At 66.0% G+C, this 26083-nt stretch carries 25 protein-coding genes; 18 read left to right on the top strand and 7 right to left on the bottom strand.

Annotated features, from left to right (window positions below; all coding sequences use genetic code 11):
• The first annotated feature begins 32 nt into the window (after positions 1–32).
• The 12 genes from Q0672_RS04785 to Q0672_RS04730 all read left to right on the top strand — a co-directional run bounded on the left by Q0672_RS04785 (position 33) and on the right by Q0672_RS04730 (position 8813).
• Positions 33–755: an RNA methyltransferase gene (locus Q0672_RS04785; protein ID WP_298620306.1), complete on the top strand. Its 723-nt coding sequence runs from the start codon at positions 33–35 to the stop codon at positions 753–755.
• 94 nt (positions 756–849) lie between these two features.
• Complete coding sequence (gene cysE / locus Q0672_RS04780; RefSeq protein ID WP_153159549.1) at positions 850–1614, top strand: serine O-acetyltransferase; 765 nt, start codon at positions 850–852, stop codon at positions 1612–1614.
• A gap of 103 nt (positions 1615–1717) precedes the next feature.
• Entirely contained in the window at positions 1718–2200 is a 483-nt protein-coding gene (gene iscR, locus Q0672_RS04775) for a Fe-S cluster assembly transcriptional regulator IscR (RefSeq protein WP_153159548.1), read from the top strand.
• Between the two features lie 17 nt (positions 2201–2217).
• Entirely contained in the window at positions 2218–3366 is a 1149-nt protein-coding gene (locus tag Q0672_RS04770; RefSeq protein ID WP_298620303.1) for a cysteine desulfurase family protein, read from the top strand.
• A 44-nt stretch (positions 3367–3410) separates the two neighbouring features.
• Positions 3411–4622: an IscS subfamily cysteine desulfurase gene (locus Q0672_RS04765; protein ID WP_284187168.1), complete on the top strand. Its 1212-nt coding sequence runs from the start codon at positions 3411–3413 to the stop codon at positions 4620–4622.
• A 13-nt stretch (positions 4623–4635) separates the two neighbouring features.
• On the top strand, positions 4636–5019 hold the full coding sequence (gene iscU, locus Q0672_RS04760; protein ID WP_153159545.1) for a Fe-S cluster assembly scaffold IscU: 384 nt from the start codon (positions 4636–4638) through the stop codon (positions 5017–5019).
• Positions 5020–5033: 14 nt separating this feature from the next.
• Positions 5034–5357, top strand: a complete 324-nt coding sequence (gene iscA, locus Q0672_RS04755; protein ID WP_153159544.1) for an iron-sulfur cluster assembly protein IscA — start codon at positions 5034–5036, stop codon at positions 5355–5357.
• Between the two features lie 16 nt (positions 5358–5373).
• Positions 5374–5904, top strand: a complete 531-nt coding sequence (hscB, locus tag Q0672_RS04750; protein ID WP_298620300.1) for a Fe-S protein assembly co-chaperone HscB — start codon at positions 5374–5376, stop codon at positions 5902–5904.
• Positions 5904–7772, top strand: coding sequence for a Fe-S protein assembly chaperone HscA (gene hscA / locus Q0672_RS04745; protein ID WP_298620298.1), 1869 nt, complete (start codon positions 5904–5906; stop codon positions 7770–7772). Before hscB ends, hscA begins: the two co-directional genes overlap by 1 nt.
• Before the next feature lie 8 nt (positions 7773–7780).
• Positions 7781–8122 carry an ISC system 2Fe-2S type ferredoxin gene (gene fdx / locus Q0672_RS04740; RefSeq protein ID WP_153159541.1) on the top strand — a complete coding sequence of 114 codons (342 nt, stop codon included), beginning with the start codon at positions 7781–7783 and terminating at the stop codon, positions 8120–8122.
• Entirely contained in the window at positions 8122–8316 is a 195-nt protein-coding gene (iscX, locus tag Q0672_RS04735) for a Fe-S cluster assembly protein IscX (RefSeq protein WP_298620296.1), read from the top strand. The genes fdx and iscX overlap by 1 nt, the downstream gene beginning before the upstream one ends.
• A 17-nt stretch (positions 8317–8333) precedes the next feature.
• Positions 8334–8813 carry a glutathione peroxidase gene (locus tag Q0672_RS04730; RefSeq protein ID WP_298620294.1) on the top strand — a complete coding sequence of 160 codons (480 nt, stop codon included), beginning with the start codon at positions 8334–8336 and terminating at the stop codon, positions 8811–8813.
• Positions 8814–8822: 9 nt separating this feature from the next.
• On the opposite strand, the gene Q0672_RS04725 is transcribed toward Q0672_RS04730, so the two are convergent.
• The 6 genes from Q0672_RS04725 to dapC all read right to left on the bottom strand — a co-directional run bounded on the left by Q0672_RS04725 (position 8823) and on the right by dapC (position 14892).
• Positions 8823–9272 carry a response regulator gene (locus tag Q0672_RS04725; RefSeq protein WP_153159538.1) on the bottom strand — a complete coding sequence of 150 codons (450 nt, stop codon included), beginning with the start codon at positions 9270–9272 and terminating at the stop codon, positions 8823–8825.
• A gap of 137 nt (positions 9273–9409) precedes the next feature.
• Complete coding sequence (gene prmB / locus Q0672_RS04720) at positions 9410–10354, bottom strand: 50S ribosomal protein L3 N(5)-glutamine methyltransferase (protein ID WP_298620291.1); 945 nt, start codon at positions 10352–10354, stop codon at positions 9410–9412.
• Positions 10351–11493: a succinyl-diaminopimelate desuccinylase gene (gene dapE / locus Q0672_RS04715; protein WP_298620289.1), complete on the bottom strand. Its 1143-nt coding sequence runs from the start codon at positions 11491–11493 to the stop codon at positions 10351–10353. The genes prmB and dapE overlap by 4 nt, the downstream gene beginning before the upstream one ends.
• Positions 11494–11583: 90 nt before the next feature.
• Positions 11584–12753 (bottom strand): PilT/PilU family type 4a pilus ATPase, encoded by a 1170-nt coding sequence (locus Q0672_RS04710; RefSeq protein ID WP_298620287.1) that lies wholly within the window; start codon positions 12751–12753, stop codon positions 11584–11586.
• 76 nt (positions 12754–12829) lie between these two features.
• Positions 12830–13660 (bottom strand): 2,3,4,5-tetrahydropyridine-2,6-dicarboxylate N-succinyltransferase, encoded by an 831-nt coding sequence (dapD, locus tag Q0672_RS04705; RefSeq protein ID WP_228111726.1) that lies wholly within the window; start codon positions 13658–13660, stop codon positions 12830–12832.
• Between the two features lie 17 nt (positions 13661–13677).
• Positions 13678–14892 carry a succinyldiaminopimelate transaminase gene (gene dapC, locus Q0672_RS04700; protein WP_153159533.1) on the bottom strand — a complete coding sequence of 405 codons (1215 nt, stop codon included), beginning with the start codon at positions 14890–14892 and terminating at the stop codon, positions 13678–13680.
• A gap of 224 nt (positions 14893–15116) precedes the next feature.
• Between dapC and smc the strand changes: the two genes are divergently transcribed.
• The 4 genes from smc to galU are packed head-to-tail and all read left to right on the top strand — an operon-like array spanning position 15117 to position 22754.
• Positions 15117–18641 (top strand): chromosome segregation protein SMC, encoded by a 3525-nt coding sequence (smc, locus tag Q0672_RS04695; protein ID WP_298620281.1) that lies wholly within the window; start codon positions 15117–15119, stop codon positions 18639–18641.
• 21 nt (positions 18642–18662) lie between these two features.
• A complete protein-coding gene (locus tag Q0672_RS04690) occupies positions 18663–19754 on the top strand; it encodes a cell division protein ZipA C-terminal FtsZ-binding domain-containing protein (RefSeq protein WP_298620279.1) in 1092 nt (363 codons plus the stop codon).
• Between the two features lie 13 nt (positions 19755–19767).
• Complete coding sequence (gene ligA, locus Q0672_RS04685) at positions 19768–21870, top strand: NAD-dependent DNA ligase LigA (RefSeq protein ID WP_298620277.1); 2103 nt, start codon at positions 19768–19770, stop codon at positions 21868–21870.
• Positions 21867–22754 carry a UTP--glucose-1-phosphate uridylyltransferase GalU gene (galU, locus tag Q0672_RS04680; protein ID WP_298620275.1) on the top strand — a complete coding sequence of 296 codons (888 nt, stop codon included), beginning with the start codon at positions 21867–21869 and terminating at the stop codon, positions 22752–22754. The genes ligA and galU overlap by 4 nt, the downstream gene beginning before the upstream one ends.
• A gap of 95 nt (positions 22755–22849) precedes the next feature.
• Here galU and typA read toward each other — a convergent pair whose 3' ends face one another.
• Complete coding sequence (gene typA / locus Q0672_RS04675) at positions 22850–24664, bottom strand: translational GTPase TypA (protein WP_153159528.1); 1815 nt, start codon at positions 24662–24664, stop codon at positions 22850–22852.
• Between the two features lie 139 nt (positions 24665–24803).
• Between typA and Q0672_RS04670 the strand changes: the two genes are divergently transcribed.
• Together Q0672_RS04670 and Q0672_RS04665 are read left to right on the top strand one after the other, a co-directional pair.
• Positions 24804–25550: an S-methyl-5'-thioinosine phosphorylase gene (locus Q0672_RS04670; RefSeq protein WP_153159527.1), complete on the top strand. Its 747-nt coding sequence runs from the start codon at positions 24804–24806 to the stop codon at positions 25548–25550.
• Positions 25547–26080, top strand: a complete 534-nt coding sequence (locus Q0672_RS04665; protein WP_298620272.1) for a peptide deformylase — start codon at positions 25547–25549, stop codon at positions 26078–26080. Before Q0672_RS04670 ends, Q0672_RS04665 begins: the two co-directional genes overlap by 4 nt.
• Positions 26081–26083: the final 3 nt, after the last annotated feature.

Raw genomic sequence — 26083 nt, 5'->3', positions numbered from 1 at the left:
TCGACACTAATTCGGAAACCCGGCATTTTAATATGAACCACGATGGCGCGCTTGGGCGCGTGCGTGTAGTACTTTCCCGTACCAGTCATCCGGGCAATATCGGAGCCGCGGCCAGGGCCATGAAAACCATGGGCCTGTCGCAACTGGTGCTTGTCTCCCCCCATTCCTTCCCCGATCCGGTGGCCACCGCCCGCGCGGCCGGCGCCGACGACATCCTCGCCAGTGCGCGGGTGGTCGGCAGCCTGGCCGAGGCGCTGGAGGGCACGGTGTTCGCCGCGGCGCTCACCGCGCGCCAGCGCGAACTCGCAGTGCCCATGAAGTGGGCCCGGGACGCCGCCGGCGACATCGTCTCGCGCACCAGCTTCGGTGACGTGGCGCTGGTCTTCGGCAACGAGACGGTCGGGCTCTCGAACGAGGATGTGGCCCTGTGCCACATGCCGGTGAAGATCCCGGTGAGCGCCGAGTATTCGTCGCTCAACCTGGGGGCTGCGGTGCAGGTGCTGTGTTACGAGCTGCGGATGGCGGCCCTCGATCCGGGCGAACCGCCGAATCTCGAATCCGAGCTGGCGACCTTCGAGCAGGTGGAGGGCTTCTTCAGCCACCTCGACCGGGCGATCACCGCCAGCGGTTTCTTCCATCCGAGCAACTCCAAGCGCCTGTGGCCGCGCCTGCGCCGGCTGTTTGGGCGGATCCAGCTCGAGAAGGACGAAATCAACATTCTGCGTGGAATGCTGACCGCCTTTGAAAAGAAGTAGACTAAAATAGTCGGAAATAAAAATCTCCCGCCCGGTTCCATCCCGGGCCGGCGGGGGCGGAAAACAGCGCGATTCGTTTCGGGAGTTCCCTTTCATGTTCAGTCGTCTGCGTGAGGACATCGCCAATGTGCTTGAGCGAGATCCGGCCGCACGCTCCAGGTGGGAAGTGCTCACCTGCTATCCCGGGATGCACGCCCTGTGGCTGCATCGTTTTGCCCATCTTGCCTGGACCAACGGTTTTCGCTGGGTCGGGCGCTTCAGCAGCCATGTGGGGCGGATGCTCACCGGCATCGAGATCCACCCCGGCGCGACCATCGGCCGGCGGGTGTTCATCGACCACGGCATGGGCGTGGTGATCGGCGAGACCGCCGAGATCGGCGACGACTGCACCATCTATCAGGGCGTGACCCTCGGTGGCACCTCGCTCTACCGTGGCACCAAGCGCCATCCCACGCTGGGGCGTGGCGTCGTGATCGGCGCCGGCGCCAAGGTGCTGGGTGGCTTTGAGGTGGGCGACGGGGCCAAGGTGGGTTCCAATGCGGTGGTGGTCAAGCCGGTGCCGGCGGGTGCGACCGCGGTCGGCAATCCGGCCCGCGTCATCGAGGCCGGCAAGGACGACGCTGCCCGGGCCCGCGAGGCCAAGGCGGAGCAGATGGGCTTCACCGCCTACGGCGTCACCCGCGATCTGGACGACCCGGTTTCGAAGGCGCTGCATGGCTTGCTCGACCACGCCGTCGAGACCGACCGGCGCATCCGCGTACTGCTCGACAAGCTCGCCGAAGCCGGGATTTCGGTGGAGGAAGCGGCCAAGTCCGAAGACGCCTTCGACCCGCAAGGGCTCGGCAAGATGGTGGATTGAGCGGCCTGTGTTGCGGGTGTGAAAATAGTTGATCGTTTTTGTCGGGTTTGGTATTCTTGACTGAAACGTTCAACTATTAATTTGCCCGCCCCCAGGAGCCACCATGAGACTCACCACCAAAGGTCGTTTTGCCGTCACGGCAATGATTGATCTGGCGCTGCGTTGTGCCGAGGGCCCCGTGACGCTGGCGGGCATCGCCGATCGCCAGAAGATTTCCCTCTCCTACCTCGAGCAGCTGTTTGGCAAGCTGCGCCGCTTCGAGCTGGTCAGCAGCGTCCGCGGCCCCGGCGGCGGTTACGCGCTGGCCCGGGACATGGCGTCGATCACCGTTGCCGACATCATCGCCGCGGTGGATGAGCCGCTGGATGCCACCTCCTGCGGTGGCAAGGAAAACTGCAAGGACGAGCACCGCTGCATGACCCACGAGCTGTGGACCAACCTCAACCGTCGCATGTATGAATACCTGCACTCGGTGACGCTGGCCAACCTCGTCGAGCAGCAGCGGGCCAAGGCGGCACAGGTATCGGTGCTTCACGATGAGCGCTCGGCTGCGTCCGCCAAGGGCGTTGTTCCGGCAACGGCCTGATTTCACAGGAGCGATCGGTGTTTGCGCCGGTTTACCTCGATCACAACGCCACCACGCCCCTCGATCCGGCGGTGCGTGAGGCCATGCGGCCGTGGTTCGGCGAGCGCTTCGGCAACGCGTCGAGCCGCCACGAATACGGCCGTGCGGCGCGCAAAGCGATCGACGAGGCGCGGGCCCAGGTGGCCGCAGCCGTGGGTGCGCATCCTACCGAGGTGTTGTTCACCAGCGGCGGCTCCGAGGCCAACAACCTGTTCATCAAGGGCGCTGCGGCGCTGATGAAGCCGGGCCGCGTTGCGGTGAGTGCCATCGAGCACCCCTGCGTGCGGGAGCCCGCCCGGCAGCTGGTGCGCCAGGGCTGGCAGTTTGACGAGATTGCGGTGGATGGAGCAGGGCGGATCGACCCGGTGGCTTTCGAGGCCTGCCTCGCCGGCAAGCCGAAGCTGGTGTCGATCATGTTCGCCAACAATGAAACCGGCGTGATCCAGGATGTCGCCGCGCATGCCAGGGCAGTGCGCGCTGCCGGTGGCTGGATGCACTGCGACGCGGTGCAGGCGCTGGGCAAGGTGAAGGTGGATTTTCGCGCCCTGGGCGTGCAGGGCCTGACGCTGTCGGCCCACAAGATTTACGGCCCGCTGGGCGCCGGGGCGCTGGTGATCGACAAACGTGTCGAACTCGCGCCGCTGGTGGCCGGGGGCGGCCAGGAGCGCAACCTGCGTTCCGGCACCGAAAACGTGATGGCCATTGTCGGCTTCGGCAAGGCCTGTGAGCTGGCCGCGGCGGCGGTCGAAACCCGCGCGGTACAGATGGCGGGGCTCCAGCAGCGGCTCGAAGCCGGGCTCGCCAGCATGGGCGCACAGATTTTCGCGGCAGATGCACGGCGCCTGTCCAACACCACGTTCTTCGCGATCGGTGGCGTGGATGGCGAGACTCTGGTCGGCAAGCTTGACCGGGCCGGATTTGCGGTGGCGAGCGGCTCGGCCTGCTCCAGCGCCAATCCAGAGCCGTCTCACACGCTGATGGCGATGGGTGTCGAGGCGGGCCTGGCCCGCTCGGCGGTGCGGGTGAGCTTTGGCGCCGGCAGCACCGGGCGCGACGTGGATGAATTTTTGACGGCCCTGGGCGAGAACCTCGCCGGCCTCCGAACGCTTGCCGCGATGGCGGTCTAAGTTTCTGAACGGTTTAAAATTTTTGCTGTACGGAGAAGATGAAGATGCTCAAGTTTCCGATCTACCTCGATTATTCGGCGACCACGCCGGTGGATCCCCGCGTTGCGGAAAAGATGATCCCCTACCTCACCGAGCTGTTCGGCAACCCGGCATCCCGCAGCCACGCCTTCGGCTGGACCGCCGAGAAGGCCGTCGAGGAAGCCCGCGAGGAAGTCGCGGCGCTGGTGGGTGCCGATTCGAAGGAAATCATCTGGACCTCCGGGGCAACCGAATCGAACAACCTGGCGATCAAGGGTGCAGCCCATTTCTATTCCGGCAAGGGCAAGCACATCATCACCCTCAAGACCGAACACAAGGCCGTGCTCGACACCGTGCGCGAGCTTGAGCGCGTCGGCTTCGAGGCCACCTACCTCGACGTGAAGGAAGACGGCCTCATCGACCTGGACGTGCTGAAGGCGGCGATCCGCCCGGACACCGTCCTGGTGTCGGTGATGTTCGTGAATAACGAAGTCGGGGTGATCCAGCCCATCGCCGAGATCGGCGAGATCTGCCGTGAGAAGGGCATCATCTTCCATGTGGATGCGGCCCAGGCCACCGGCAAGGTCGAGATCGACCTCTCGAAGCTGAAGGTCGATCTGATGTCCTTCTCTGCCCACAAAACCTACGGGCCGAAGGGCATCGGCGCCCTGTACGTGCGTCGCAAGCCGCGCGTGCGTCTCGAAGCCCAGATGCACGGTGGCGGCCACGAGCGCGGCCTGCGCTCCGGCACCCTGGCCACCCACCAGATCGTCGGCATGGGTGAGGCGTTCCGCCTGGCCCGCCTCGAGATGGCCGAAGAAAACAAGCGCGTCGGCGCCCTGCGTGACCGCCTGCTGAAGGGCCTCAGTCAGATCGAGGAAACCTTCGTCAATGGCGACATGGTCCATCGCGTGCCCCACAACCTGAACATCAGCTTCGCCTACGTGGAAGGTGAATCCCTGATCATGGCGATCAAGGACATCGCCGTGTCGAGCGGTTCGGCCTGCACCTCGGCGAGCCTCGAGCCGTCGTACGTGCTGCGCGCCCTGGGCCGCAACGACGAGCTCGCCCACAGTTCCATCCGTTTCACCATCGGCCGCTTCACGACGGACGAGGAAATCGACTATACAATCGACTTGCTGCAGCGCAAGGTCGGAAAGCTCCGCGAACTGTCGCCCCTGTGGGACATGTTCAAGGAAGGCATCGATCTTGATACCGTGCAGTGGGCAGCGCACTGACAGGAGAGCAAAAATGGCATACAGCGAAAAGGTTCTGGACCACTACGAGAATCCCCGTAACGTCGGTGCATTCGGCAAGGAAGACGACGGCGTGGGCACCGGCATGGTCGGTGCGCCGGCCTGTGGCGACGTGATGAAACTGCAGATCAAGGTCGGCAAGGACGGCATCATCGAAGATGCCAAGTTCAAGACTTACGGCTGCGGCTCGGCGATCGCTTCCAGCTCCCTCGTCACCGAGTGGGTCAAGGGCAAGACCCTCGACCAGGCGCTGGAGATCAAGAACACGGCCATCGCCGAAGAACTGGCCCTGCCGCCGGTGAAGATCCACTGCTCGATCCTGGCCGAAGACGCCATCAAGGCGGCGGTCGAGGATTACAAGAAAAAGCACAACGGCTGACAAGGAGTTCGATCATGGCAGTAACCCTGTCCGACAAGGCAGCAACCCACATCGGCAACTTCATCGCCAAGCGCGGCAAGGGTGTCGGCATCCGCCTCGGCGTGCGTACGTCGGGCTGTTCCGGCATGGCGTATAAGCTCGAGTTTGCCGATGAGGTGCTGCCCGAGGACATCGTCTTCGAAAGCCACGGTCTCAAGGTGCTGATCGACCCGAAGAGCCTGCCCTACATGGACGGCACCGAACTCGACTTCGTACGCGAGGGCCTCAACGAGGGTTTCAAGTTCAACAACCCGAACGTGAAGGACCAGTGCGGCTGCGGCGAAAGCTTCACGGTCTGAGGCGCGAACGTCCACGATGCTCGATCTCAAGCAGGATTACTTTGCGCTCTTCGGCCTGACGCCGGCCTTCCGCATCGACGAGGAGCGGCTGGAGCAGGCCTATCTCGACCTGCAGGGCAGGGTCCATCCCGACCGCTTTGCCCACCTGTCCGACGCCGAGAAGCGTCAGTCAATGCAGTGGGCGACCCACGTCAACGAAGCCTTCCGCACCCTCAAGGGCCCGCTCACCCGCGGGCATTACCTGCTTGAGCTGCGCGGTGTCGATCCTGCGTTCGACACCAACACCGCCATGTCCGCCGAGTTCCTGATGGAGCAGATGGAATGGCGCGAGGCCCTCGGCGAGGCCCGCGAGGCCGCCGACGAGGACGTGCTCGACGAGCTCGCCCGGCACATCCGCCAGAACACCCGGGCGCTGGTCGAAGAACTCGGCCGGCAGCTTGACGACACCGTCGATCTCGACGCCGCCGCCGATACCATCCGGCGCATGAAATTCCTCGAAAAGCTGCAACACGAAATCAATGACGCCTTGACGGCGCTGGAATCCTGATGGCTCTGCTGCAAATCTCCGAACCGGGCCTGTCCACCCTGCCGCACCAGCACCGGCTGGCGGTGGGGATCGATCTGGGTACGACCAACTCCCTGGTGGCTACCGTGCGCAACGGCATCCCCCAGTGCCTGCAGGACGAAGACGGCAAGATGCTGCTGCCGTCCATCGTGCATTACCTGCCCGACGGCCAGATCGTCGTCGGCCGCAAGGCGATGGCGACCCAGGCGGTCGATCCGCGCAACACCATCGTGTCGGTCAAGCGCTTCATGGGCCGCGGCCTGAAAGACGTCGCCCACGTCGAGACCATGCCCTACGACTTCGTCGACACCGAAGGCATGGTCCGCCTGCGCACCATCCAGGGCGTGAAGAGCCCGGTCGAAGTCTCTGCCGAAATCCTCAAGGATCTGCGCATTCGCGCCGAACGCAGTCTGGGCGGCGAGCTCACCGGCGCGGTCATCACCGTGCCCGCCTACTTCGATGACGCCCAGCGCCAGGCCACCAAGGATGCGGCCCGGCTCGCCGGGCTCAACGTGCTCCGCCTGCTCAACGAGCCCACCGCGGCAGCCATCGCCTATGGCCTCGAGAATGCCTCTGAAGGCGTCTATGCGGTGTACGACCTGGGTGGCGGCACCTTCGACATCTCCATCCTGCGGCTCTCCCGCGGGGTGTTCGAGGTGGTGGCCACCAGCGGCGATGCGGCCTTGGGCGGCGACGACTTCGACCATCGCCTGTTCTGCTGGATGCTCGACAACGCCGGCATCTCGCTGCCGTCCGACAGGGACTCCCGGCGCATGCTGATGAAGGCCCGCGAGGTGAAGGAACGCCTGACCCTCGACGAATCCGTGCCGATCCGCATGACCCTCGACAGCGGCGATGAGCTGGACCTCGTCATTTCCCGCGACGTTTTCGTGGACATCACCCGGCCGCTGGTGGACAAGACCATTCGCCCGCTCAAGAAAGCCCTGCGCGACGCCGGCCTTGACCCCGCCGACGTGAAGGGTGTGGTGATGGTGGGCGGCGCCACGCGCATGCCCCACGTTCAGAAGGCCGTCGGCGAATTCTTCGGCCAGACGCCGCTCACCAACCTCGATCCCGACACCGTCGTCGCCGTGGGCGCCGCGATGCAGGCCAACGTGCTGGCCGGCAACCGGGCGGGCGAGGACGAATGGCTGCTCCTCGACGTCATCCCGCTGTCCCTCGGCATCGAGACGATGGGCGGGCTGGTCGAGAAGATCATCCCCCGCAATTCCACCATCCCGACCGCCCGCGCCCAGGATTTCACCACCTTCAAGGACGGCCAGACGGCCATGGCCTTCCATGTGGTGCAGGGCGAGCGCGAGCTGGTTTCCGACTGCCGTTCGCTGGCCCGCTTCGAACTGCGCGGCATTCCGCCGATGGTGGCGGGCGCCGCGCGCATCCGCATGACCTTCCAGGTGGACGCCGACGGGCTCCTGTCGGTCACCGCCCGGGAGCAGGCCACCGGCGTCGAGGCGCGGGTCGAGGTGAAGCCGTCCTACGGCCTTGCCGACGACGAGATCGCCGAGATGCTGAAGGCCGGTTTCGAGCACGCCCAGCGCGACATGGAACTGCGCGGCCTGAAGGAACAGCAGGTCGAGGCGGCCCGCGTCGTCGAAGCCACCGAAAAGGCCCTGGCCATTGATGGCGGGCTGCTCAACGCCGCCGAACGGGCGTCGCTGGACGTGGCCATCGCCGCGCTGCGCACCGCTGCCGAAGGGCAGGACGTGCGGGCGATCAAGATCCAGCTGGAAGCCTTCAATCGCGCCTCCAACGAGTTCGCATCGCGCCGGATGGACAAGAGCATCCGCGAGGCCCTGGCTGGCCACAAGATCGACGACATCAAGATTTAAGACCGAACATGACGACCCTGATTGTGCTCCCCCACGTGGAGCTGTGCCCCGAGGGCGCGGTGCTGGAGGCCGAACCCGGCCAGACCATCTGCGATACCCTGCTCGCCAACGACATCGAGATCGAGCACGCCTGCGAGAAATCCTGTGCGTGCACCACCTGTCACGTGATCGTGCGGGAAGGCTTCAACAGCCTCGAGCCGGCCGAGGAACTCGAGGAAGACCTGCTCGACAAGGCCTGGGGGCTTGAGCCCAACTCGCGCCTGTCGTGTCAGGCGGTGGTCGGCACCACGCCGCTGACCGTCGAGATTCCCAAGTACTCGATCAACATGGCCCGGGAGGGCAAGCACTGATGAAGTGGACTGACGTTCAGGAAATCGGCATCCAGCTGTCCGAAGCCCATCCCGATGTGAATCCGGAAAAACTCAACTTTGTTGACCTGATGCGCTGGGTGATGGCGCTGCCCGAGTTCAACGACGACCCCAAGCACTGCGGCGAACGGGTGCTTGAGGCGATCCAGCAAGCCTGGATCGACGAAGTGGCCTGAAGAAGGCCACGCGCGCCATGCCGGGCATCCACGATTTCGAGGTTGGCCGTCTTGGCGGCGGCGTGATCCGCTTTGCGGATTTCGCCGGCAAGGCGCTGCTGGTGGTGAATACCGCCAGCCGTTGTGGCTTTACGCCCCAGTACAAGGGCCTGGAGCAGTTGCACCAGCAGCTCGGGCCGCGCGGGCTGGTGGTAGTGGGGTTTCCGTGCAATCAGTTCGGCGCGCAGGAGCCGGGCACGGAAGACGAGATCGCGGCGTTCTGCGAACGAAATTACGGCGTGGATTTCCTGCTCACCGAAAAGGTGAATGTGAACGGCCCGGATGCCCATCCGGTGTTCGCGTATCTCACGGCGGCCCTGCCGGGTGTGCTCGGCAGTCGCGCCATCAAGTGGAACTTCACGAAATTCCTGGTGGACCGCAGCGGGACGCCGATCCGCCGCTACGCCCCGACGACGACGCCAGAAGCCCTGGCGGCAGACATCGAGGCGCTGCTCTAGGCGTAGCCTTCAGCGGGCGGTCGGGTCGGAGGGTTCGTTGAGGGACAGCCAGTACAGCCCGAGTTGGCCGACGGCCTGCAGAAAACGCTCGAAATCCACCGGTTTGCGGATGTAGCTGTTGGCGCCCAGCCGGTAGGCTTCAAAAATATCCTGGTGTTCCTTCGAGGTGGTCAGCACGACCACCGGGAGGAGGGCGGTGCGCTCGTCGGCGCGGATGCGCCGGAGCACCTCAAGACCGTCGATGCGCGGCAGCTTCAGATCCAGAAGCACGAAAGCCGGCATGACCAGGCTATCACGGGAACTGTACTGACCGGTGCAGAAAAGGTAGTCCAGCGCCTCGACGCCGTCCCTCGCCACGACGACCTGGTTGGCAATCTTGTTCTTGCTGAATGCGCGGAGCGTAAGTGCCTCATCGTCGGGATTGTCCTCGACGAGAAGGATGGGGCGATCGGTCGCCATGGCTACTCCTTGACCTTATTTATCGTTTTTGCCAGATTTTTTGTATGAGGGGGAAAGACGCTTTTCCCTCTCAGGCAAGATGATAAGTACGGCAGGCAGGCGACCGGGTTGACCTAATTCTCAAAAAGCGCTTGGTTTTACAACAATTGACCGGCTTGGAGGACAAATACCTTATCTTCGCCGCCGGGGGACGACAACCACGTAGGTGCGAGGGCCGGGAAGGCTTCGTCGACGATGTGCCGGTTGTGCCCTACTTCGATCGCCAGCAGGCCTTCCGGCTGCAGGAAACGGGGTGCGTCGGCCAGCAGCTTGCGCACCAGGTCGAGGCCATCTTCACCTGAGCCGAGGGCGATGCCAGGCTCGTGGAGGTATTCGGCCGGCAGCGATTCCATCGATTCGCGGGTGACGTAGGGCGGGTTGCTGAGGATGAAGTCGAAGCGCTGCTCGGGCACCGACGCAAAGCCGTCGGACTTCACCAGCGTGATGCGATCTTCCAGGCCGTAGGCAGCGATGTTGGCGGCGGCCACGTCGAGGGCGTCCTGGGAGATGTCCACAGCCGTGATGTGGGCGTTGGGGAAGGCGTGGGCCATCAGAATGGCCAGACAGCCGGAGCCGGTGCACATGTCCATGGCCGCGGTGACTTCTTCCGCGTCTTGAATCCACGGCGCAAAGCCGTCCTCGAGCAGCTCGGCAAAATACGAGCGGGGGATGATCACCCGCGGGTCCACTTCAAAGCGGAAATCCCCCAGCCAGGCTTCGCCGGTGATGTAGGCGGCGGGGAGCTTGTCCACCGCGCGCTTCTCGATGACTTCGAAGATGGCTTCCCGTTCGTCGCCGGGGATGCAGGCGTCGAGGAAGGGCTCGAGGCGATCCAGCGGCAGTGCGAGGGTGTGCAGGACGAGGTACACCGCTTCGTCGTAGGCATCCGGCAGGCCGTGGCCGAAATAGCAGCCGGCCCGGTTGAAGCGGGTGACGGCATAGCGCAGCCAGTCGCGAACGGTGACGAGCTCGGCCAGGGGGCCGTGCTCGTGTTCGTGGTCGTGCTCGTCTTCTTCCAGGTGGTCGTGGTGGTGGTCGTTCATGCCTTGTCCGATGCGGTGAGCAGGTTTTCGAGGGTGCGGCGGTAGATGTCCGACAGGGGCTGGATGGCGTCCACCGCGATGCATTCGTTGAGCTTGTGGATGGTGGCGTTCACCGGGCCGAACTCGACGACCTGCGGGCAGATGTCGGCGATGAAGCGGCCGTCGGAGGTGCCGCCGGTGGTGGAGAGCTCGGGGCTGATCGCAAGGGTGTCGCGGATGGCGGCTTCCATCGCGCCCACGAGGCTGCCGCGGGGCGTGAGGAAGGGCTTGCCGCCGAGGGTCCAGGCGAGGTCGTAATCAAGGCCGTGACGGTCGAGGACGGCGTGCACGCGGGCCTTGAGCTGGTCGGCGGTGTGCACGGTGGCGAAGCGGAAGTTGAACAGCACTTCCAGCGTGCCGGGGATGACGTTGGTGGCGCCGGTGCCGGCCTTGATGTTGGACATCTGCCAGGAGGTGGGCGGGAAGTATTCGTTGCCTTCGTCCCACTTCTCGGCGGCGAGTTCGGCCAGGGCCGGCGCGGCGAGGTGGATGGGGTTCTTCGCGAGGTGCGGGTAGGCGATGTGTCCCTGCACGCCCTTCACGGTGAGCTTGCCGGACAGGCTGCCCCGGCGGCCGTTCTTGATGGTGTCGCCGAGGGTGTTGGTGGAGGTGGGCTCGCCGACGATGCAGAAGTCGAGGGCTTCGCCGCGGGCGCGCAGGGTCTCGACGACCAGCGTGGTGCCGTGGGTGGCGTCGCCTTCCTCGTCGGAGGTGAGCAGCAGGGCGATGGAGCCGGCGTGGTCCGGGTGGGCGGCGACGAAGGCTTCGATGCCGGTGACGAAGGCGGCCAGCGATGCCTTCATGTCGGCGGCGCCGCGGCCGAACAGCAGGCCGTCACGCTCGGTGGGCTCGAAGGGATGGGAGGTCCAGGCTTCGAGCGGGCCGGTGGGCACCACGTCGGTGTGGCCGGCGAACACCACCAGCGGGCGGGCGGTGCCACGACGGGCCCACAGGTTGCTGACGCCGCCGCCATCGATGCGCTCGCAGACGAAGCCGAGGGGCGCCAGACGGCTGGCGATGAGATCGAGGCAGCCGGCGTCCTCGGGGGTGACCGACGGGCGCGCGATGAGGCTGCGGGTGAGTTCGAGCGTGGGGTTCATGCGTTGTCTTGTATTTGGTTGGGGCAGGCGATGCGCCCGCCGTCGCCCCTGGGCAGGGCGGATGGACGGCGGGGGGGGGTGGTACTGGGCTCAGTCGTCGTCGAGTTCGAGGGTGAACTCGCGGAAGGACGAGCCGTCCGGCTGGGTGCTTTCGAAGTCGATGGCCGACTGGTTGCGGCTGGCCTTTTCGTTGGTGTTGCCAAACTGGGCGTTGTTGATGAGCCAGGACAGGTTGGTCGGCGAATCGGAGTTGGTGAGGGCTTCCTCGAGGGTGATGACCTTTTCCTTGTAGAGCCGGAAGAGATCCTGCTCGAAGATGCGCGAGCCCTGGGCGAGGCTTTGTTCCATGGCCTCGCGGATCGCGGAGATTTCGCTTCGTTCGATGAGCTCGGCCACCTGACGGGAGTTGAGCAGGATCTCGACGGCCGGGATCCGCCCGCCGTCGGGCTTCTTGACGAGGCGCTGGGAGGCGATGCACTTGAGCGTTGCGGCGAGGTCGAGGGCCAGCAGCGCGCGGCCGTCCATCGGGAAGAAGCTGAAGATGCGGTTGAGGGCGTGGTAGGCGTTATTGGCGTGCAGCGTGGCGAGGCACAGGTGGCCGGTCTGGGAATACGACAGGGCGGCCTGCATCGTCTCGCGGTCGCGGATCTCGCCGATCAGGATGCAGTCGGGCGCCTGGCGCATGGCGTTCTTGAGGGCCTGCTGCCAGTCGTTGGTGTCCTGGCCGATCTCGCGCTGGTTCACGATCGACATCTTATGCTTGAACAGATATTCGATCGGGTCTTCGATGGTCAGGATGTGGCCCGAGCGGTTCTCGTTCCGGTGGTCGATCATCGAGGCGATGGTGGTGGACTTGCCCGAGCCGGTTGCGCCCACGACCAGGATGAGGCCGCGCTTCTCCATGATGATGTCGGCCAGCACCGGCGGCAGGCCGAGGCTTTCGAGGCGCGGGATGTCGCCCGAGATGTAGCGGACGACGATGGCGACGCTGTTGCGCTGCCAGAAGATATTGACGCGGAAGTTGCCCATGTCGCGCCGGCCGAAGGAGAGGTTCATCTCCCGGGTGCGCTCGAAGCGCTCGACCTGCTCGGGCGACATCATCTCGTAGGCCATGCGGTGGACCATTGTCGGGTCCATGGCCTGCTGGTTGATGGGCAGGGTGTTTCCGTCGATCTTGATGTGGATCGGAGTGCCGACGGTAATGAAGATGTCCGAGGCTTTCTTCTCGGCCATCAGGGCGAACAGCTTGTCGATGATCATCAGTCAGCTCCGGCGGCAGGCTGGGCCGCTTCAGGATTACCCCGGAGGGTTCCTGAGGGCGGCCCCGGGCGCGGGGTCAGTCGCGCAGCAGTTCGTTGATGCTGGTCTTGGCGCGGGTCTGGGCGTCGACCTTCTTCACGATCACGGCGCAGTACAGGCTGTACTTGCCGTCGGCGGAGGGCAGGTTGCCGCTCACCACCACGGAGCCTTCGGGCACGCGGCCGTACGTGACTTCGCCGGTGGCGCGGTCGTAGATCTTGGTGCTCTGGCCGATGTAGACGCCCATCGAGATCACGCAGTTGTCTTCGACGATGACGCCTTCGACGACTTCGGAGCGGGCGCCGATGAAGCAGTTGTCGCCGATGATGGTCGGGTTGGCCTGGAGGGGCTCGAGCACGCCACCGATGCCGACGCCGCCGGAAAGGTGCACGTTCTTGCCGATCTGGGCGCAGGAGCCGACGGTGGCCCAAGTGTCGACCATCGTGCCTTCACCGACGTAGGCGCCGATGTTCACGTAGGAGGGCATCAGCACCACGCCCTTGCTGATGAAGCTGCCCTTGCGCGCGACGGCGTTGGGCACCACACGGAAGCCACCGTGCTGGAAATCGTGCTCGGTGTAGTTGTCGAACTTGGTGGGCACCTTGTCGTAGTAGCGGGTGTCGCCGCCGGACAGCACCTTGTTGTCGTGGGTGCGGAAGTACAGCAGCACAGCCTTCTTGATCCACTGGTGGGTCACCCACTCGCCGTTGATCTTCTCGGCAACGCGCAGCTTGCCCTGGTCGAGTTCGTCGATGACGTGCTCGATGGCGCGCAGCTGTTCGCTGGTGGCGGTGGCGGGCGACAGCTCGGTGCGACGCTCCCAGAGGTCTTCAATGAGGGCGGCAAAGGGGTTTTCGTGATGGGGCATGATATGTACGAATACGGTCATGGATTGTTCGAAAGTTGTTGGGCGAAGGCGACGATTCGATTGGCCGCTTCGACGCACTCTGCCAAGTCGGCAACCAGCGCGATACGAACGAAGCCGGCACCGGGATTGATCCCGTGAGCCTCGCGGGCGAGGAAGCTGCCAGGCAGAACCGTCACATTATATTCAGCCTGCAGGCGGCGGGCGAACTCGGTGTCGGAAACCCCCAGGCGGGTGACGTTGGCCCACAGGTAGAAGCCGGCGTCGGGCAGGTCCACGTCTAGCCAGGGTTTCAGCATGGGGGTGATAACGGCGAACTTCTCGCGATATTGACGACGGTTTTCGGCCACGTGGGCCTCGTCGTTCCAGGCCGCGGCGGAGGCCGCCTGCACCGACGGGCTCATGGCGCAGCCGTGATAGGTGCGGTAGAGCAGGAAGCGCTTGAGGATCTCCGCGTCGCCGGCCACGAAACCGGAGCGCATGCCCGGCACGTTGGAGCGCTTGGACAGGCTGGAGAACATCACCACGTTGCGGAAATCCGTGCGGCCGAGGCGATGGGCGGCTTCGAGGCCACCGATGGGCAGGTGGGCGTCGTCGAAGTAGATCTCGGAATAGCACTCGTCGGCGGCGATCACGAAGCCGTAGCGATCCGACAGATCGAACAGTTGCTTCCACTCGTCGAGGGAGAGCACCTTGCCGGTGGGGTTGCCCGGCGAGCACACGAAGACCAGCTGGACGCGCTGCCAGACGGATTCGGGCACGGCGTCGAAATCCGACGCGAAGCGGTTGTCCGGCAGGTTGTTGACGAAGTAGGGCTTGGCCCCGGCCAGGTAGGCCGCGCCTTCGTAGATCTGATAGAACGGGTTGGGCGAGAGCACCAGGGCGTCCGGCTTGCTGCCGTCGATCACGCACTGGGCAAAGGCGAACAGTGCCTCGCGGGACCCGTTGACCGGCAGCACCTGGGTGGCGGCGCTCACCTTGGGCAGGCCGTAGCGGCGCTCCAGCCAGCCGGCGATCGACTGGCGCAGGGCGTCGGAGCCCTGGGTGGTCGGGTAGTTGGCGAGGCCGCCGAGGTTGTCGATGAGCGACTGCTTGATGAATTCGGGCGTGGCGTGCTGCGGCTCGCCGATGGACAGGCGGATCGCCGAATAGCCAGCCGGCGGCACGATGCCTTCGAAGAGGCCGCGCAGTTTTTCGAAGGGATAGGGGTGAAGATCCTGGAGGTGCGGGTTCACGTTCGGGGGATTTCCTGTGTTCGTCCTGGGGGCGGCCCGGCGCGGATGGCGGGGCGCAGAGGATAAATCGCCGTGTTGCGGTGGTGCAGGACAGGGCAAGACAAAGCCTGTGGCCTGATTTTTAACGAATGCTATTATAGCGTCCGCCGTTTATGTGGCAGTGCAGCAAGCGTGCTGCGCAAGTGCTTGCAGCTCCGTTTTCCCCAGCCTTTTTCCGAATTCCAGTGCGTCTCGCCAAACTCAAGCTCGCCGGTTTCAAGACCTTCGTCGATCCGACGACCGTGCTCACGCCCGGTAATCTGGTGGGCGTGGTGGGTCCGAACGGCTGCGGCAAATCGAACATCATCGACGCGGTGCGCTGGGTGCTGGGCGAATCGCGCGCCTCGGCGCTGCGGGGCGGCTCGATGATGGACGTCATCTTCAACGGCTCCACCACCCGCAAGCCGGTGTCCCGGGCCAGCGTCGAGCTGGTCTTCGACAATGCCGAAGGCAAGGCCGCCGGCCAGTGGAAGCCCTACGCCGAGGTGGCGGTCAAGCGCGTGCTCGACCGCAGCGGCGAATCGACCTACTTCATCAACGGCATGCAGGTGCGCCGGAAGGACGTGATCGATCTCTTCCTGGGTACCGGCCTCGGGCCGCGGGCCTACGCGATCATCGAGCAGGGCATGATCTCGCGGATCATCGAGGCCAAGCCCGAAGAAGTCCGCGGCTTTCTCGAGGAGGCCGCCGGCGTCACCAAATACCGCGAGCGGCGCAAGGAAACCGAAGGGCGCCTGTGCGACGCCCGCGACAACCTGACCCGTCTCGACGACATCCGCAGCGAACTCGGCCAGCAACTCGGCAAGCTCGAGCAGCAGGCCGCCATCGCCGAAAAGTACCGCCAGCTCAACGCCAGCCTGTCGGAGCGGCAGAACCTGCTGTGGCTGCTCAAGCGCAATGAGGCCCGCGCCGAACGCGCCCGGCTGGCCGAAGAGCTGGCCGACGCCACCCGGCGCATCGAGGCCGACTCGTCGCGCCTGCAGGAACTCGAAAGCCAGCTCGAAACCGCTCGCGAAGCCCAGCTTGAAGCCAACGAGGGCGTGCAGCACGCCCAGACCGCACTGTTTGCGGTGAGCTCCGAGCTCACCCGCCTCGAAGGCGAGCTTGCCCGCCTGCGTGACAGCCGGCGGATTCTCGAAAGCCGCCTCGCCCAGCTTGAGCGCGACGACGCCCAGTGGCGCAGCCAGCTGGAAAGCCTCGCCGCCGACAGCGAGCGCTGGCAGGGCCTGCTCGACCACGCCGCGATCCGCGCCGAACAGGCCGAGGCCCGCCACGCCGAGGTGGGCGACCGTCTGCCGGAGGCCGAGGAAGCCCTCAACGCCGCCGCCGCCGCCGCCGCCGCGATCCGCCGCGAACTCAACCAGGCCGAGCAGCAGATCCGCGTCGAAGACACCCACCGGGTGAGCAGCGAGCGCACGCTCGACACGCTGGCCCAGCGTCGCGCCCGGCTGCAGCAGGAAGAATCCGCCGTCCAGGCACCCGATCTGCGCATGGCCGCCGAGCGCGAGGCGGCGCTGGCGGCGGCCGAAGAAGCGCTGGATCAGCGTCAGTCCGATATCGCCGACGCCCAGACCCAGCTGCCCGCCGCCCAGCAGGCCCTCAAGCAGGCACTGGAAGCCGAACGCCAGGCCCAGCGCCACGCCACCGAGCTGCGGGCGCGGCGCGAAGCACTGGTGCAGTTGCAGAACAAGGTGCAGGTGCAGGGCCAGCTCGGCGACTGGATCAAGCGCCACAAGCTCGATGGGCTCAAGCCCCTGTGGCAGCGTATCCGCGTCGAGGCCGGGTGGGAGCTGGCCGTCGAGGCGGTGCTGCGCGAACGCCTCGCAGCCTTGCCGGCCGTGGACGGCAAGGTGGCGCTGGCCGCGCTGGCCGACAAGGTGCCGGGCGCCTTCGCCTTCCTGCTTGGCGGCAGCCCTGCTACGGGCGACACCATGCCGGCGCCGGAGGGCTGCCGGCCGCTGGTGGAGAAGGTCGGCGCCGATGGCGAACTCGCCGCGGTGCTCGAAAGCTGGCTGGCCCGGGTCTTCGTGGCCGACGATCTTGCCGCGTGGATCGATCGCCGCGAGTCGCTCGCCGCCGGCGTGGTGCTGGTCTCGCGGGATGGCCGCCTGCTGAGCCGTCACGCGCTGATCCACTACGCGCCGGATTCGCGCACCCACGGCGTCATCGAGCGCCAGCGGGAGATCGACCAGCTGGGCGCCGAAGTCGAGGCCGCCCAGGAAGCCGCCGCGATGGCGCGGGAATCCATGGCCGAGGCCGAGGCGCTCGCCACCCGCGTGCAGGATGCGCTCGCCAACCTGCGTCGCGACGCCCAGGCGCTGCAGGCGCGGGTGCATGCCGAGCAGGTCGAGGTGCTCAAGCTCAACCAGGCCCGGCAGCGCTACGAAGAGCGCTGCGGCCAGATCGAACGTGACCTGGGCGAGATCGCCCACGCCGAACAGGCCGAGCGCGATCGCCTGCTGCGCGCCGAGACCGAGCTCGAACGCAGCCGCGAGATGGCCGAGCTGCAGCGCGGCCGGCTGGATGCCGCCGAATCCGTGCGCCGCGAGCGCGAGAGCAGTCTGCGCGAGACCCGCGCGCTTGAATCCGCGCTCGCCCGCGAGCTGCAGGAAGCCCGCCATTCCGAGCGCGAGTGCGTGAGCAAGCTCGACGACATCGCCCGCAACCGGGCGCTCGCCGGCGAGCAGCTAGAGCGCATCGCCGAGGAGCTCACCGAGCGCCGCGAATCGCTGATGGAGATCGACGAGGTCTCGGTGTCTGCTGCGCTGCAGGAGGCCGTGGCCCTGCGAGCGACCCGCGAGACCGCGCTCGCCGCCAGCCGCAACACGCTGGAGGCCGCCAACGGCCAGCTGCGCGGGCTGGAGGAAGATCGCCAGCGCACCGAGCACGCAGCCGCGCCCCAGCGCGAGCGCGTCGCCGATCTGCGTCTGCGCGTCCAGGCCGTCGAGATGGCTGAAGCCCAGCACGCCGCTCGGCTCGAAGAAGCCCAGGCCGACGAGGCGGCACTGGCGCCGCTGCTGGTACCGGATCTGAAGGAAGGTTCGCTGCAGCGCGAGGTGGCTCGCCTTGGCCGTGAGATCGCCGAGCTGGGGCCGGTCAATCTGGCGGCGCTCGACGAGCTGAAAGCGGCGTCGGAGCGGAAAAATTACCTCGACGTGCAGACAGAGGATCTGCTAGGTGCGATCGAAACCCTTGAAGATGCCATTCGTCGGATCGACCGGGAGACGCGAGAGCAGCTTCAAGAGACGTACAATACGGTTAATCACCATTTCGGGAATCTCTTCCCGATGCTCTTCGGAGGGGGTGAAGCGCGGCTGGTGCTTACTGGCGACGAGATTCTCGATGCGGGCATCTCGATCGTCGCCCAGCCGCCCGGCAAGAAGAACAGTTCCATCCAGCTGCTTTCGGGCGGGGAAAAGGCACTGACCGCGATTGCGCTGGTATTTTCGATGTTCCAGCTCAACCCGGCGCCGTTCTGCATGCTGGATGAGGTGGATGCACCACTCGACGATTCCAACACCGAGCGCTACTGCCAGATGGTCAAGCGCATGTCGTCGCAGACCCAGTTCGTGTTCATCAGCCACAGCAAGATCACGATGGAAATCGCGGAGCAGCTGGTGGGCGTCACGATGCAGGAGCAGGGTGTGTCGCGGGTGGTGGAAGTGGATATTGAAGAAGCACTGCGTCTTGCGGAAGCTGCCGCGGCGTGATGCGGGAAACAAGGGATTTCGATGGCAATCAGTGACTTGCAGATGGGTCTGGTCGGTGCTGGCGGCGTTGTCGTCGTCGGCATCTTTGCGTTCAACAAGTGGCAGGAGCGCAAGCACCGCAAGAAGATGGATGCGCTCGACAATGTCCAGCCCCTCGGCGGCGAGGCGTCGTCCCGTCCGGCGTCTGCCGACCGGCTCGAGCCGGTGATCGGTGGTGAGGCGCCGGCGCGGCCCCAGCCCAGCGCTCAGGACGTCAAGGACGCCAGCGCCCGGCGCGTGCCGCCGCTGTTGCCCATCGAGGTGGACGAGCGGGCCGACTGGGTGGTGCGCATCGAGGCCATTGAGCCGGTGGTGGGTGGCCGCCTGTGGCAGGCCGCAACCGAGCAGCTCGATGGGCCGGCCAAGCCGCTGCGCTGGTTCGGTTTTTCGGATACCGACAATCGCTGGGAGCTCGTCGGCGCGAACACGGCTGCCAGCTATCACTGGGTGTGTGCCGCGCTGCAGCTGGTGGACCGCCGCGGCCCCGCCAGCGACGGCGACCTAACCCGGCTGGGCGCCGGCCTGCAGCGCATGTGCGACCTGTTCATGGCCATCCCGTCGCTGCCGGCCAAGGCCGATGCGCTGACCCGTGCCGCTGACCTCGACCGCCTGTGTGCTGGTGTGGACATCCAGATCGGCGTCAATGTGGTGGCCCGCGACCAGGGTTTCGCTGGCACCAAGCTGCGCGGCCTGGCCGAGGCGGCCGGGCTTGAGCTGATGAGCGACGGCAGCTTCCATGCCCGCGACGAGCTTGGCGTGAGCCAGTTCGTGCTGTCAAACCTGGAGCCTGTCCTGTTTGCAGCCGAAGAGATGCGCGGCCTCGTCACCCAGGGCGTCACCTTGACCCTCGACGTGCCGCGGGTTGCCGACGGCGTACGCGTCTTCGAGCGGATGATGGGCGTTGCCCAGCAGCTCGCCGATGCCCTTGGCGGCGCGGTGGTCGATGACAACCGCTCGCCCTTCGGCGACAAGGCCGTGGGCCTGATTCGCGCCCAGATCGAGCAGTTCCAGGGGCAGATGGCGGAGCAGGGCATCGCACCGGGTTCCCCGCTGGCCCTGCGCCTGTTCTCCTGAGCGGGGCATCCTGGTGGCAGCAAGTCCCGAAACCTGCGCGCGGGTTGCGGCCCTGCGCGCGGAGATCGCCGCGCATGATCACGCGTACTACGTGCTGGCCGAGCCCACTGTGCCGGATGCAGAGTACGACCGCCTGTTCCGCGAGCTCCAGGATCTGGAGTCCGCCCATCCCGAACTCGTCACCCCCGATTCGCCCACTCAGCGGGTAGGCGGCGCGCCGTCGCCCGAGCTGGCGTCGGTGCAGCATGTGGTGCCGATGTTGTCGATCCGCACCGAGACCGACACCACCGACCAGGGCGCCGTGGCCTTCGACGCCCGGGTGCGCCGGGCGCTGGGGCTGGATGAATCCGCGCCGCCGGTGGGCTACGCCGCCGAGCTCAAGTTTGACGGCCTCGCCATCAGCCTGCGCTACGAGAACGGCGTGCTGGTCCAGGCCGCCACCCGCGGCGACGGCAGCACCGGCGAGGACGTGACCCGCAATGTGCGTACGCTGCGCAAGGTGCCGCTGCGCCTTCGTGGCGACGCGCCGGCGGTGCTGGAGGTCCGCGGCGAGATCTACATGCGCCGTGACGACTTCGAGCGCCTCAACGCCGCCCAGGCTGCTGCCGGGCAGAAGATTTTCGTCAATCCGCGTAACGCGGCTGCCGGCAGCCTGCGCCAGCTCGACCCCAACATCACCGCCCAGCGCCCGCTGTCCTTCTTTACCTACGGCCTGGGTGAGGTGGTCGGCTGGGCGATGCCCGATACCCATAGCGCCATCCTCGACGCGCTGGCGGCCTTCGGCCTGCCGGTGTGCGAGCACCGCCGCTGCGTGGCGGGGCCGGAAGGTCTCGCGCAATTCCACGCCGACATGGCGGCGCTTCGCGAGTCGCTGCCCTTCGACATCGACGGCGTGGTGTACAAGGTGGATTCGATCGTCCGTCAGCGTGAGCTGGGTTTCGTCTCCCGCGAGCCGCGCTGGGCCGTGGCCCACAAGTATCCGGCCCAGGAAGTCGCCACCCGGCTGCTGGGCATCGACGTGCAGGTGGGCCGCACCGGGGCGATCACGCCGGTGGCGCGGCTCGAGCCTGTGTTTGTCGGCGGCGTGACGGTGACCAACGCGACGCTGCACAACCAGGGCGAGATCGATCGCAAGGACGTGCGGATCGGCGACTGGGTGGTGGTGCGCCGTGCCGGCGACGTGATTCCCGAGGTGGTCGGCCCGATCCCTGAGCGACGTGAAGGTGAATTGCCGCGCTTCGATCTGCTGGCCGCCATCGAGCACAAGTGCCCTGAGTGCGGTTCCCACGTGGTGCGTGGCGAGGACGAGGCCGTGGCGCGCTGCACCGGCGGACTGTTCTGTCCGGCCCAGTGCAAGCAGGCGCTACTCCATTTTGCCGGGCGTCGCGCGGTGGATATCGACGGGCTCGGCGAGCAGATCGTGAATCAGCTGGTCGGCGCCGGCATCGTGAAGACGCCGGCCGATCTTTACGACGCCGGCAAGGTGAACGCCGAGGTGCTTGCCGGGCTGGAGCGGATGGGCGAGAAATCCGCCACCAACCTGGTCGCCGCGATCGACAAGAGTCGTGACACCACGCTGGCGCGCTTCATCTTCGCGCTGGGCATCCGCAACGTGGGCGAGACGACCGCCAAGGATCTTGCGCGCCACTTTGGCAAGCTCGACGGCCTGCTGGCCGCCGACGAAACCGTGCTGCTGCAGGTGCCAGACGTCGGGCCGATCGTCGCCAGGTCGATCGTCGAATTCTTTGCCGAGGCCCACAACCGCGAGATCATCGAGCGGTTGCGCGAGGCCATGCGCTGGCCCGAGACCGAACCCGCCGCGGTGCCCGAGGTGGGCGCTTTCACCGGCAAGACCTTCGTGCTGACTGGCACACTGCCCACGCTCCGGCGCGACGAGGCGGCGGCGATGATCGAGGCGGTGGGCGGCAAGGTCGCTGGCTCCGTCTCCAAGAAGACCGATTACGTGGTGGCCGGCAGCGATGCCGGCAGCAAGCTCGAGAAGGCGCAAGCCCTGGGCGTGACCATTCTTGACGAAGCGGGTTTGCAGGCCTTGCTCGCCCCGGTGGATACTGCGCCCGCCGATAGGCAGATTGGATTGTTTGAGGAAGATCGATGAAAAAAGTTACGAAGGCGGTGTTTCCGGTAGCAGGCCTCGGCAGCCGTTTCCTGCCGGCGACCAAGGCAAGTCCCAAGGAAATGATGCCGATCGTCGACAAGCCGCTGATCCAGTACGCGGTGGAGGAGGCCGTGGCTGCTGGCGTAACCGATCTGGTGTTCATCACCGGTCGCTCGAAGCGTGCCATCGAGGATCACTTCGACAAGGCCTACGAGCTCGAGACCGAACTCGAGATGCGTGGCAAGGCCGAGCTGCTGAAGATCGTCCGCGACACCGTGCCGTCCCACGTCAACTGCATCTACATCCGCCAGGCCGAAGCGCTGGGCCTGGGCCACGCGGTGCTGTGCGCGGCGCCGGTGGTGGGCGACGAGCCCTTCGCGGTGCTCCTCGCCGACGATCTGCTCGACGGTCAAGGCGATCTGCCGGTGATGCGTCAGATGGTGGATGTGTACAACTACAACCGCTGTTCGGTGCTCGGCGTGATGAACGTGACGCGGGAGCAGACCAAGCAGTACGGCATCGTCAGCACCCAGCGCGACGACGGCGAGATCCAGCGCGTGACCGGCATCGTCGAGAAGCCGAAGCCCGAGGAGGCGCCGTCCACCCAGGCGGTGATCGGCCGCTACATCCTTACCGGGCGGATCTTCGATCACCTGCGCCAGCTCAAGCCGGGCGCCGGTGGCGAGCTGCAGCTCACCGATGCGATCGCCTCGCTGCTGCAGGAAGAAGCCGTGCTTGCCTACCAGTTCAAGGGCGTGCGCTACGACTGCGGCTCGAAGCTGGGCTACCTGCAGGCCACCGTCGAGCTGGGGCTGAAGCACCCCGAGGTGGGCGCCGAGTTTGCGGCCTTCCTTGCCAGCCGTTGCGCCAACATGGCCGGATGACTCACCGTGACAGACGATAAAAAACGCGGCCGATGTGGCCGCGTTTTTTTTGAACCGCCGCCCGAGCCGGGTTGCCCCGGTCGGGTTGAAGAGGCTTACGCCTCGTCGCGGGCAGCGCGCTTGCGCTCGTGTTCCTTGAGGTAACGCTTGCGCAGGCGGATGTTCTTCGGGGTGATCTCGACGATCTCGTCATCGGCGATGAATTCGATGGCGGATTCGAGGGTCAGCTGGATCGGGGTGATCAGGCGCACGGCTTCGTCGGTGCCGGAGGCGCGCACGTTGGTGAGCTGCTTGCCCTTGATCGGGTTCACGACGAGGTCGTTGTCGCGGGTGTGGATGCCGATGATCATGCCTTCGTACAGCGCATCGCCCGGGCTCACGAACATGCGGCCGCGATCCTGCAGCTTCCACAGGGCGTAGGCCACGGCTTCACCGTCGTCCTGGGAGATCAGCACGCCGTTGCGACGCTCGCTCATGGTGCCGGCCATCGGGCCGTAGTCGTCGAACACGTGGCTGGCGAGGCCGGTGCCGCGGGTGAGGGTCAGGAATTCACCCTGGAAACCGATCAGGCCGCGGGCCGGGATGCGGTATTCGAGGCGCACGCGACCCTTGCCGTCCGGCTGCATGTCCTGCATTTCGCCACGGCGGCGGCCGAGTTCTTCCATCACGCCGCCCTGGTGACCTTCTTCCACATCGATGGTGAGCATTTCGTACGGCTCGCACTTTACGCCGTCGATGTCCTTGAACACCACGCGCGGACGGCCGACGGCCAGCTCGTAGCCTTCGCGGCGCATGTTTTCGAGGAGGATGGTGAGGTGCAGTTCGCCACGGCCGGACACCTGGAAGGTGTCGGAGTCGCCGGTGTAGTCGACGCGCAGGGCGACGTTCTTCAGGAGTTCCTTGTCGAGGCGCTCGCGGATCTGGCGGCTGGTGACGAACTTGCCTTCACGGCCGGCCAGCGGGGAGTTGTTGACCATGAAGTTCATGGTCAGGGTGGGCTCGTCGACCGCGATCGGAGTCATCGGCTCGATGTTGTCCGGGTCGCACAGGGTGACGCCGATGTTCACCTGGTCGATGCCCGACACCAGCACGATGTCGCCGGCTTCGGCGGATTCGGCGGGGCTGCGCTCGAGGCCCTTGAAGGTGAGGATCTGGCTGATCTTGGCCTTGCCGCGGTTCTCGTCGCCGTACATCACGACGACTTCCTGGTTCGGCTTGATGCGGCCGCGCTTGATGCGGCCGATGCCCAGCTGGCCGATGTAGGTGGAGTAGTCGAGCGAGCAGACCTGCAGCTGCAGGGGCGCTTCGGCGTCCACGTCGGGCTGGGGCACGTGTTCGAGGATGGCTTCGTACAGCGGGGTCATGTCGGTGCCGGGCTTGTCGGCGTCGAGCATGGCGTAGCCGTTGAGCGCGGAGGCGTACACGACCGGGAAGTCGAGCTGCTCGTCGGTGGCGCCGAGCTTGTCGAACAGGTCGAAGGTGTGGTTGATGACCCAGTCGGGGCGGGAGCCCGGACGGTCGATCTTGTTGATCACGACGATGGGCTTGAGGCCGAGGGCCAGGGCCTTGCGGGTCACGAAGCGGGTCTGGGGCATCGGGCCTTCGACGGCATCGACCAGCAGCAGCACACCATCAACCATCGACAGCACGCGCTCGACCTCGCCGCCGAAGTCGGCGTGGCCCGGGGTGTCGATGATGTTGATGTGGGTGTCGCCGTACTGCACGGCACAGTTCTTGGCGAGGATGGTGATGCCCCGCTCTTTTTCGAGATCGTTGCTGTCCATCACCCGTTCGCTGACCTGCTGGTTTTCACGGAAGGTGCCGGACTGGCGCAGGAGCTGGTCGACGAGGGTGGTCTTCCCGTGGTCGACGTGGGCGATGATGGCAATGTTGCGGATGGCGCGGGACATGGGGTTGGATACCGAAGTACTTGTAAACCCAAAATTTTACCACGCTTTTGCGCAACGCAGCATCGGTGCGCGGAGCGGTCGGGGTCTGGCTGCGTGATAAGATCCCCGGCCCACACGGTTTTATGAGGAGTTGTCCGGCATGCTGGCAATCATCGGCGGTAGCGGTCTTACCCAACTGGCCAACCTGAACGTGATCCGCCGCGAGGTGATGCGCACGCCCTACGGCGAGCCGTCGGGCGCCCTGACTTTCGGGCAGCTGTGCGAGCATCCGGTGGTCTTTCTGGCCCGTCACGGCTACGGCCATACGATTCCGCCCCATCGGGTGAACTACCAGGCCAACCTGTGGGCGCTGCGCGAGGCGAAGGCCGACGCGATCATCTCGGTGGCGTCGGTCGGTGGCATCCGCGACGACCTGGGGCCGGGCGTGCTGGTGGTGCCGGACCAGATCATCGACTACACCTGGGGCCGCAAGAGCACCTTCCACGAGAGCTCCGAGCAGCCGGTGGTGCATATCGACTTCACGCGGCCGTACGACGAGGTCGTGCGCCAGCGCATTCTTGCGGCGGCGGTGGCGGCGGGTCAGCCGGTGGTGAATGGGGGCGTGTATGCGGCAACCCAGGGCCCGCGGCTCGAAACCGCGGCCGAAATCAACCGGCTGGAGCGGGACGGTGCTGACGTGGTGGGCATGACCGGCATGCCCGAGGCGGCCCTCGCGCGGGAACTGGGCATTCCGTACGCCGCGATCAACGTGGTGGCCAATTTTGCAGCCGGCCGCGGCAACAGTGCGGCGCAGATCTGCTTCGGCAGCATCGACGTGGTGCTGCGCGAGGCGATGGGCCGGGTCCGCGAGGTGCTGGAGCACATCTGCGAAGGGCCGGCGAAATGATTCGCGAGGTACTGCGGATGGGGGATCTGCGTCTGCTGCGGCGGGCGCAGCCGGTGACGGCCTTCGGCACGCCGGAGCTCGCAGCGCTGATCGCCGACATGCGCGACACGATGGCGCATCTTTCCGGTGCCGGGCTGGCGGCGCCGCAGATCGGCGTCGATCTGCGGGTGGTGATCTTTGGTGGCGGGCCGAGCCCGCGCTATCCGGATGCGGCCTCGGTGCCCGATACGGTGCTGATCAACCCGGTGCTATCGCCCTTGTCGGAAGACGAAGAGGGGGGCTGGGAAGGTTGCCTGTCCGTGCCAGGGCTGCGGGGCTGGGTGCCCCGCTGGGCATCATTACGCTATACCGGCTTCGACGCCGATGGTGCGCCCATCGACCGGGTTGCGGAGGGCTTTCACGCCCGGGTGGTGCAGCACGAGTGCGACCACCTGGACGGCATCCTGTACCCGATGCGGGTGCGGGATTTCACCCGCTTCGGGTTCACCGAGGTGCTGTTTCCGGGCACCCCGGCGGCGGACGGCGACTGACGC

This window comes from uncultured Zoogloea sp. (assembly GCF_937894855.1).
In the GTDB taxonomy this organism is placed as follows: Bacteria; Pseudomonadota; Gammaproteobacteria; order Burkholderiales; family Rhodocyclaceae; genus Zoogloea; species Zoogloea oryzae.
This window is presented reverse-complemented; position numbering and strand designations above follow the sequence as displayed.

Excerpts from the sequence above, each read along its gene's own strand:
- Q0672_RS04785 (WP_298620306.1), top strand. The coding sequence starts at position 33 with ATGAACCACGATGGCGCGCTTGGGCGCGTGCGTGTAGTACTTTCCCGT.
- cysE (WP_153159549.1), top strand. The coding sequence starts at position 850 with ATGTTCAGTCGTCTGCGTGAGGACATCGCCAATGTGCTTGAGCGAGAT.
- iscR (WP_153159548.1), top strand. The coding sequence starts at position 1,718 with ATGAGACTCACCACCAAAGGTCGTTTTGCCGTCACGGCAATGATTGAT.
- Q0672_RS04765 (WP_284187168.1), top strand. The coding sequence starts at position 3,411 with ATGCTCAAGTTTCCGATCTACCTCGATTATTCGGCGACCACGCCGGTG.
- iscU (WP_153159545.1), top strand. The coding sequence starts at position 4,636 with ATGGCATACAGCGAAAAGGTTCTGGACCACTACGAGAATCCCCGTAAC.
- iscA (WP_153159544.1), top strand. The coding sequence starts at position 5,034 with ATGGCAGTAACCCTGTCCGACAAGGCAGCAACCCACATCGGCAACTTC.
- hscB (WP_298620300.1), top strand. The coding sequence starts at position 5,374 with ATGCTCGATCTCAAGCAGGATTACTTTGCGCTCTTCGGCCTGACGCCG.
- hscA (WP_298620298.1), top strand. The coding sequence starts at position 5,904 with ATGGCTCTGCTGCAAATCTCCGAACCGGGCCTGTCCACCCTGCCGCAC.
- fdx (WP_153159541.1), top strand. The coding sequence starts at position 7,781 with ATGACGACCCTGATTGTGCTCCCCCACGTGGAGCTGTGCCCCGAGGGC.
- iscX (WP_298620296.1), top strand. The coding sequence starts at position 8,122 with ATGAAGTGGACTGACGTTCAGGAAATCGGCATCCAGCTGTCCGAAGCC.
- Q0672_RS04730 (WP_298620294.1), top strand. The coding sequence starts at position 8,334 with ATGCCGGGCATCCACGATTTCGAGGTTGGCCGTCTTGGCGGCGGCGTG.
- Q0672_RS04725 (WP_153159538.1), bottom strand. The coding sequence starts at position 9,272 with ATGGCGACCGATCGCCCCATCCTTCTCGTCGAGGACAATCCCGACGAT.
- prmB (WP_298620291.1), bottom strand. The coding sequence starts at position 10,354 with ATGAACGACCACCACCACGACCACCTGGAAGAAGACGAGCACGACCAC.
- dapE (WP_298620289.1), bottom strand. The coding sequence starts at position 11,493 with ATGAACCCCACGCTCGAACTCACCCGCAGCCTCATCGCGCGCCCGTCG.
- Q0672_RS04710 (WP_298620287.1), bottom strand. The coding sequence starts at position 12,753 with ATGATCATCGACAAGCTGTTCGCCCTGATGGCCGAGAAGAAAGCCTCG.
- dapD (WP_228111726.1), bottom strand. The coding sequence starts at position 13,660 with ATGCCCCATCACGAAAACCCCTTTGCCGCCCTCATTGAAGACCTCTGG.
- Q0672_RS04690 (WP_298620279.1), top strand. The coding sequence starts at position 18,663 with ATGGCAATCAGTGACTTGCAGATGGGTCTGGTCGGTGCTGGCGGCGTT.
- galU (WP_298620275.1), top strand. The coding sequence starts at position 21,867 with ATGAAAAAAGTTACGAAGGCGGTGTTTCCGGTAGCAGGCCTCGGCAGC.
- typA (WP_153159528.1), bottom strand. The coding sequence starts at position 24,664 with ATGTCCCGCGCCATCCGCAACATTGCCATCATCGCCCACGTCGACCAC.
- Q0672_RS04670 (WP_153159527.1), top strand. The coding sequence starts at position 24,804 with ATGCTGGCAATCATCGGCGGTAGCGGTCTTACCCAACTGGCCAACCTG.
- Q0672_RS04665 (WP_298620272.1), top strand. The coding sequence starts at position 25,547 with ATGATTCGCGAGGTACTGCGGATGGGGGATCTGCGTCTGCTGCGGCGG.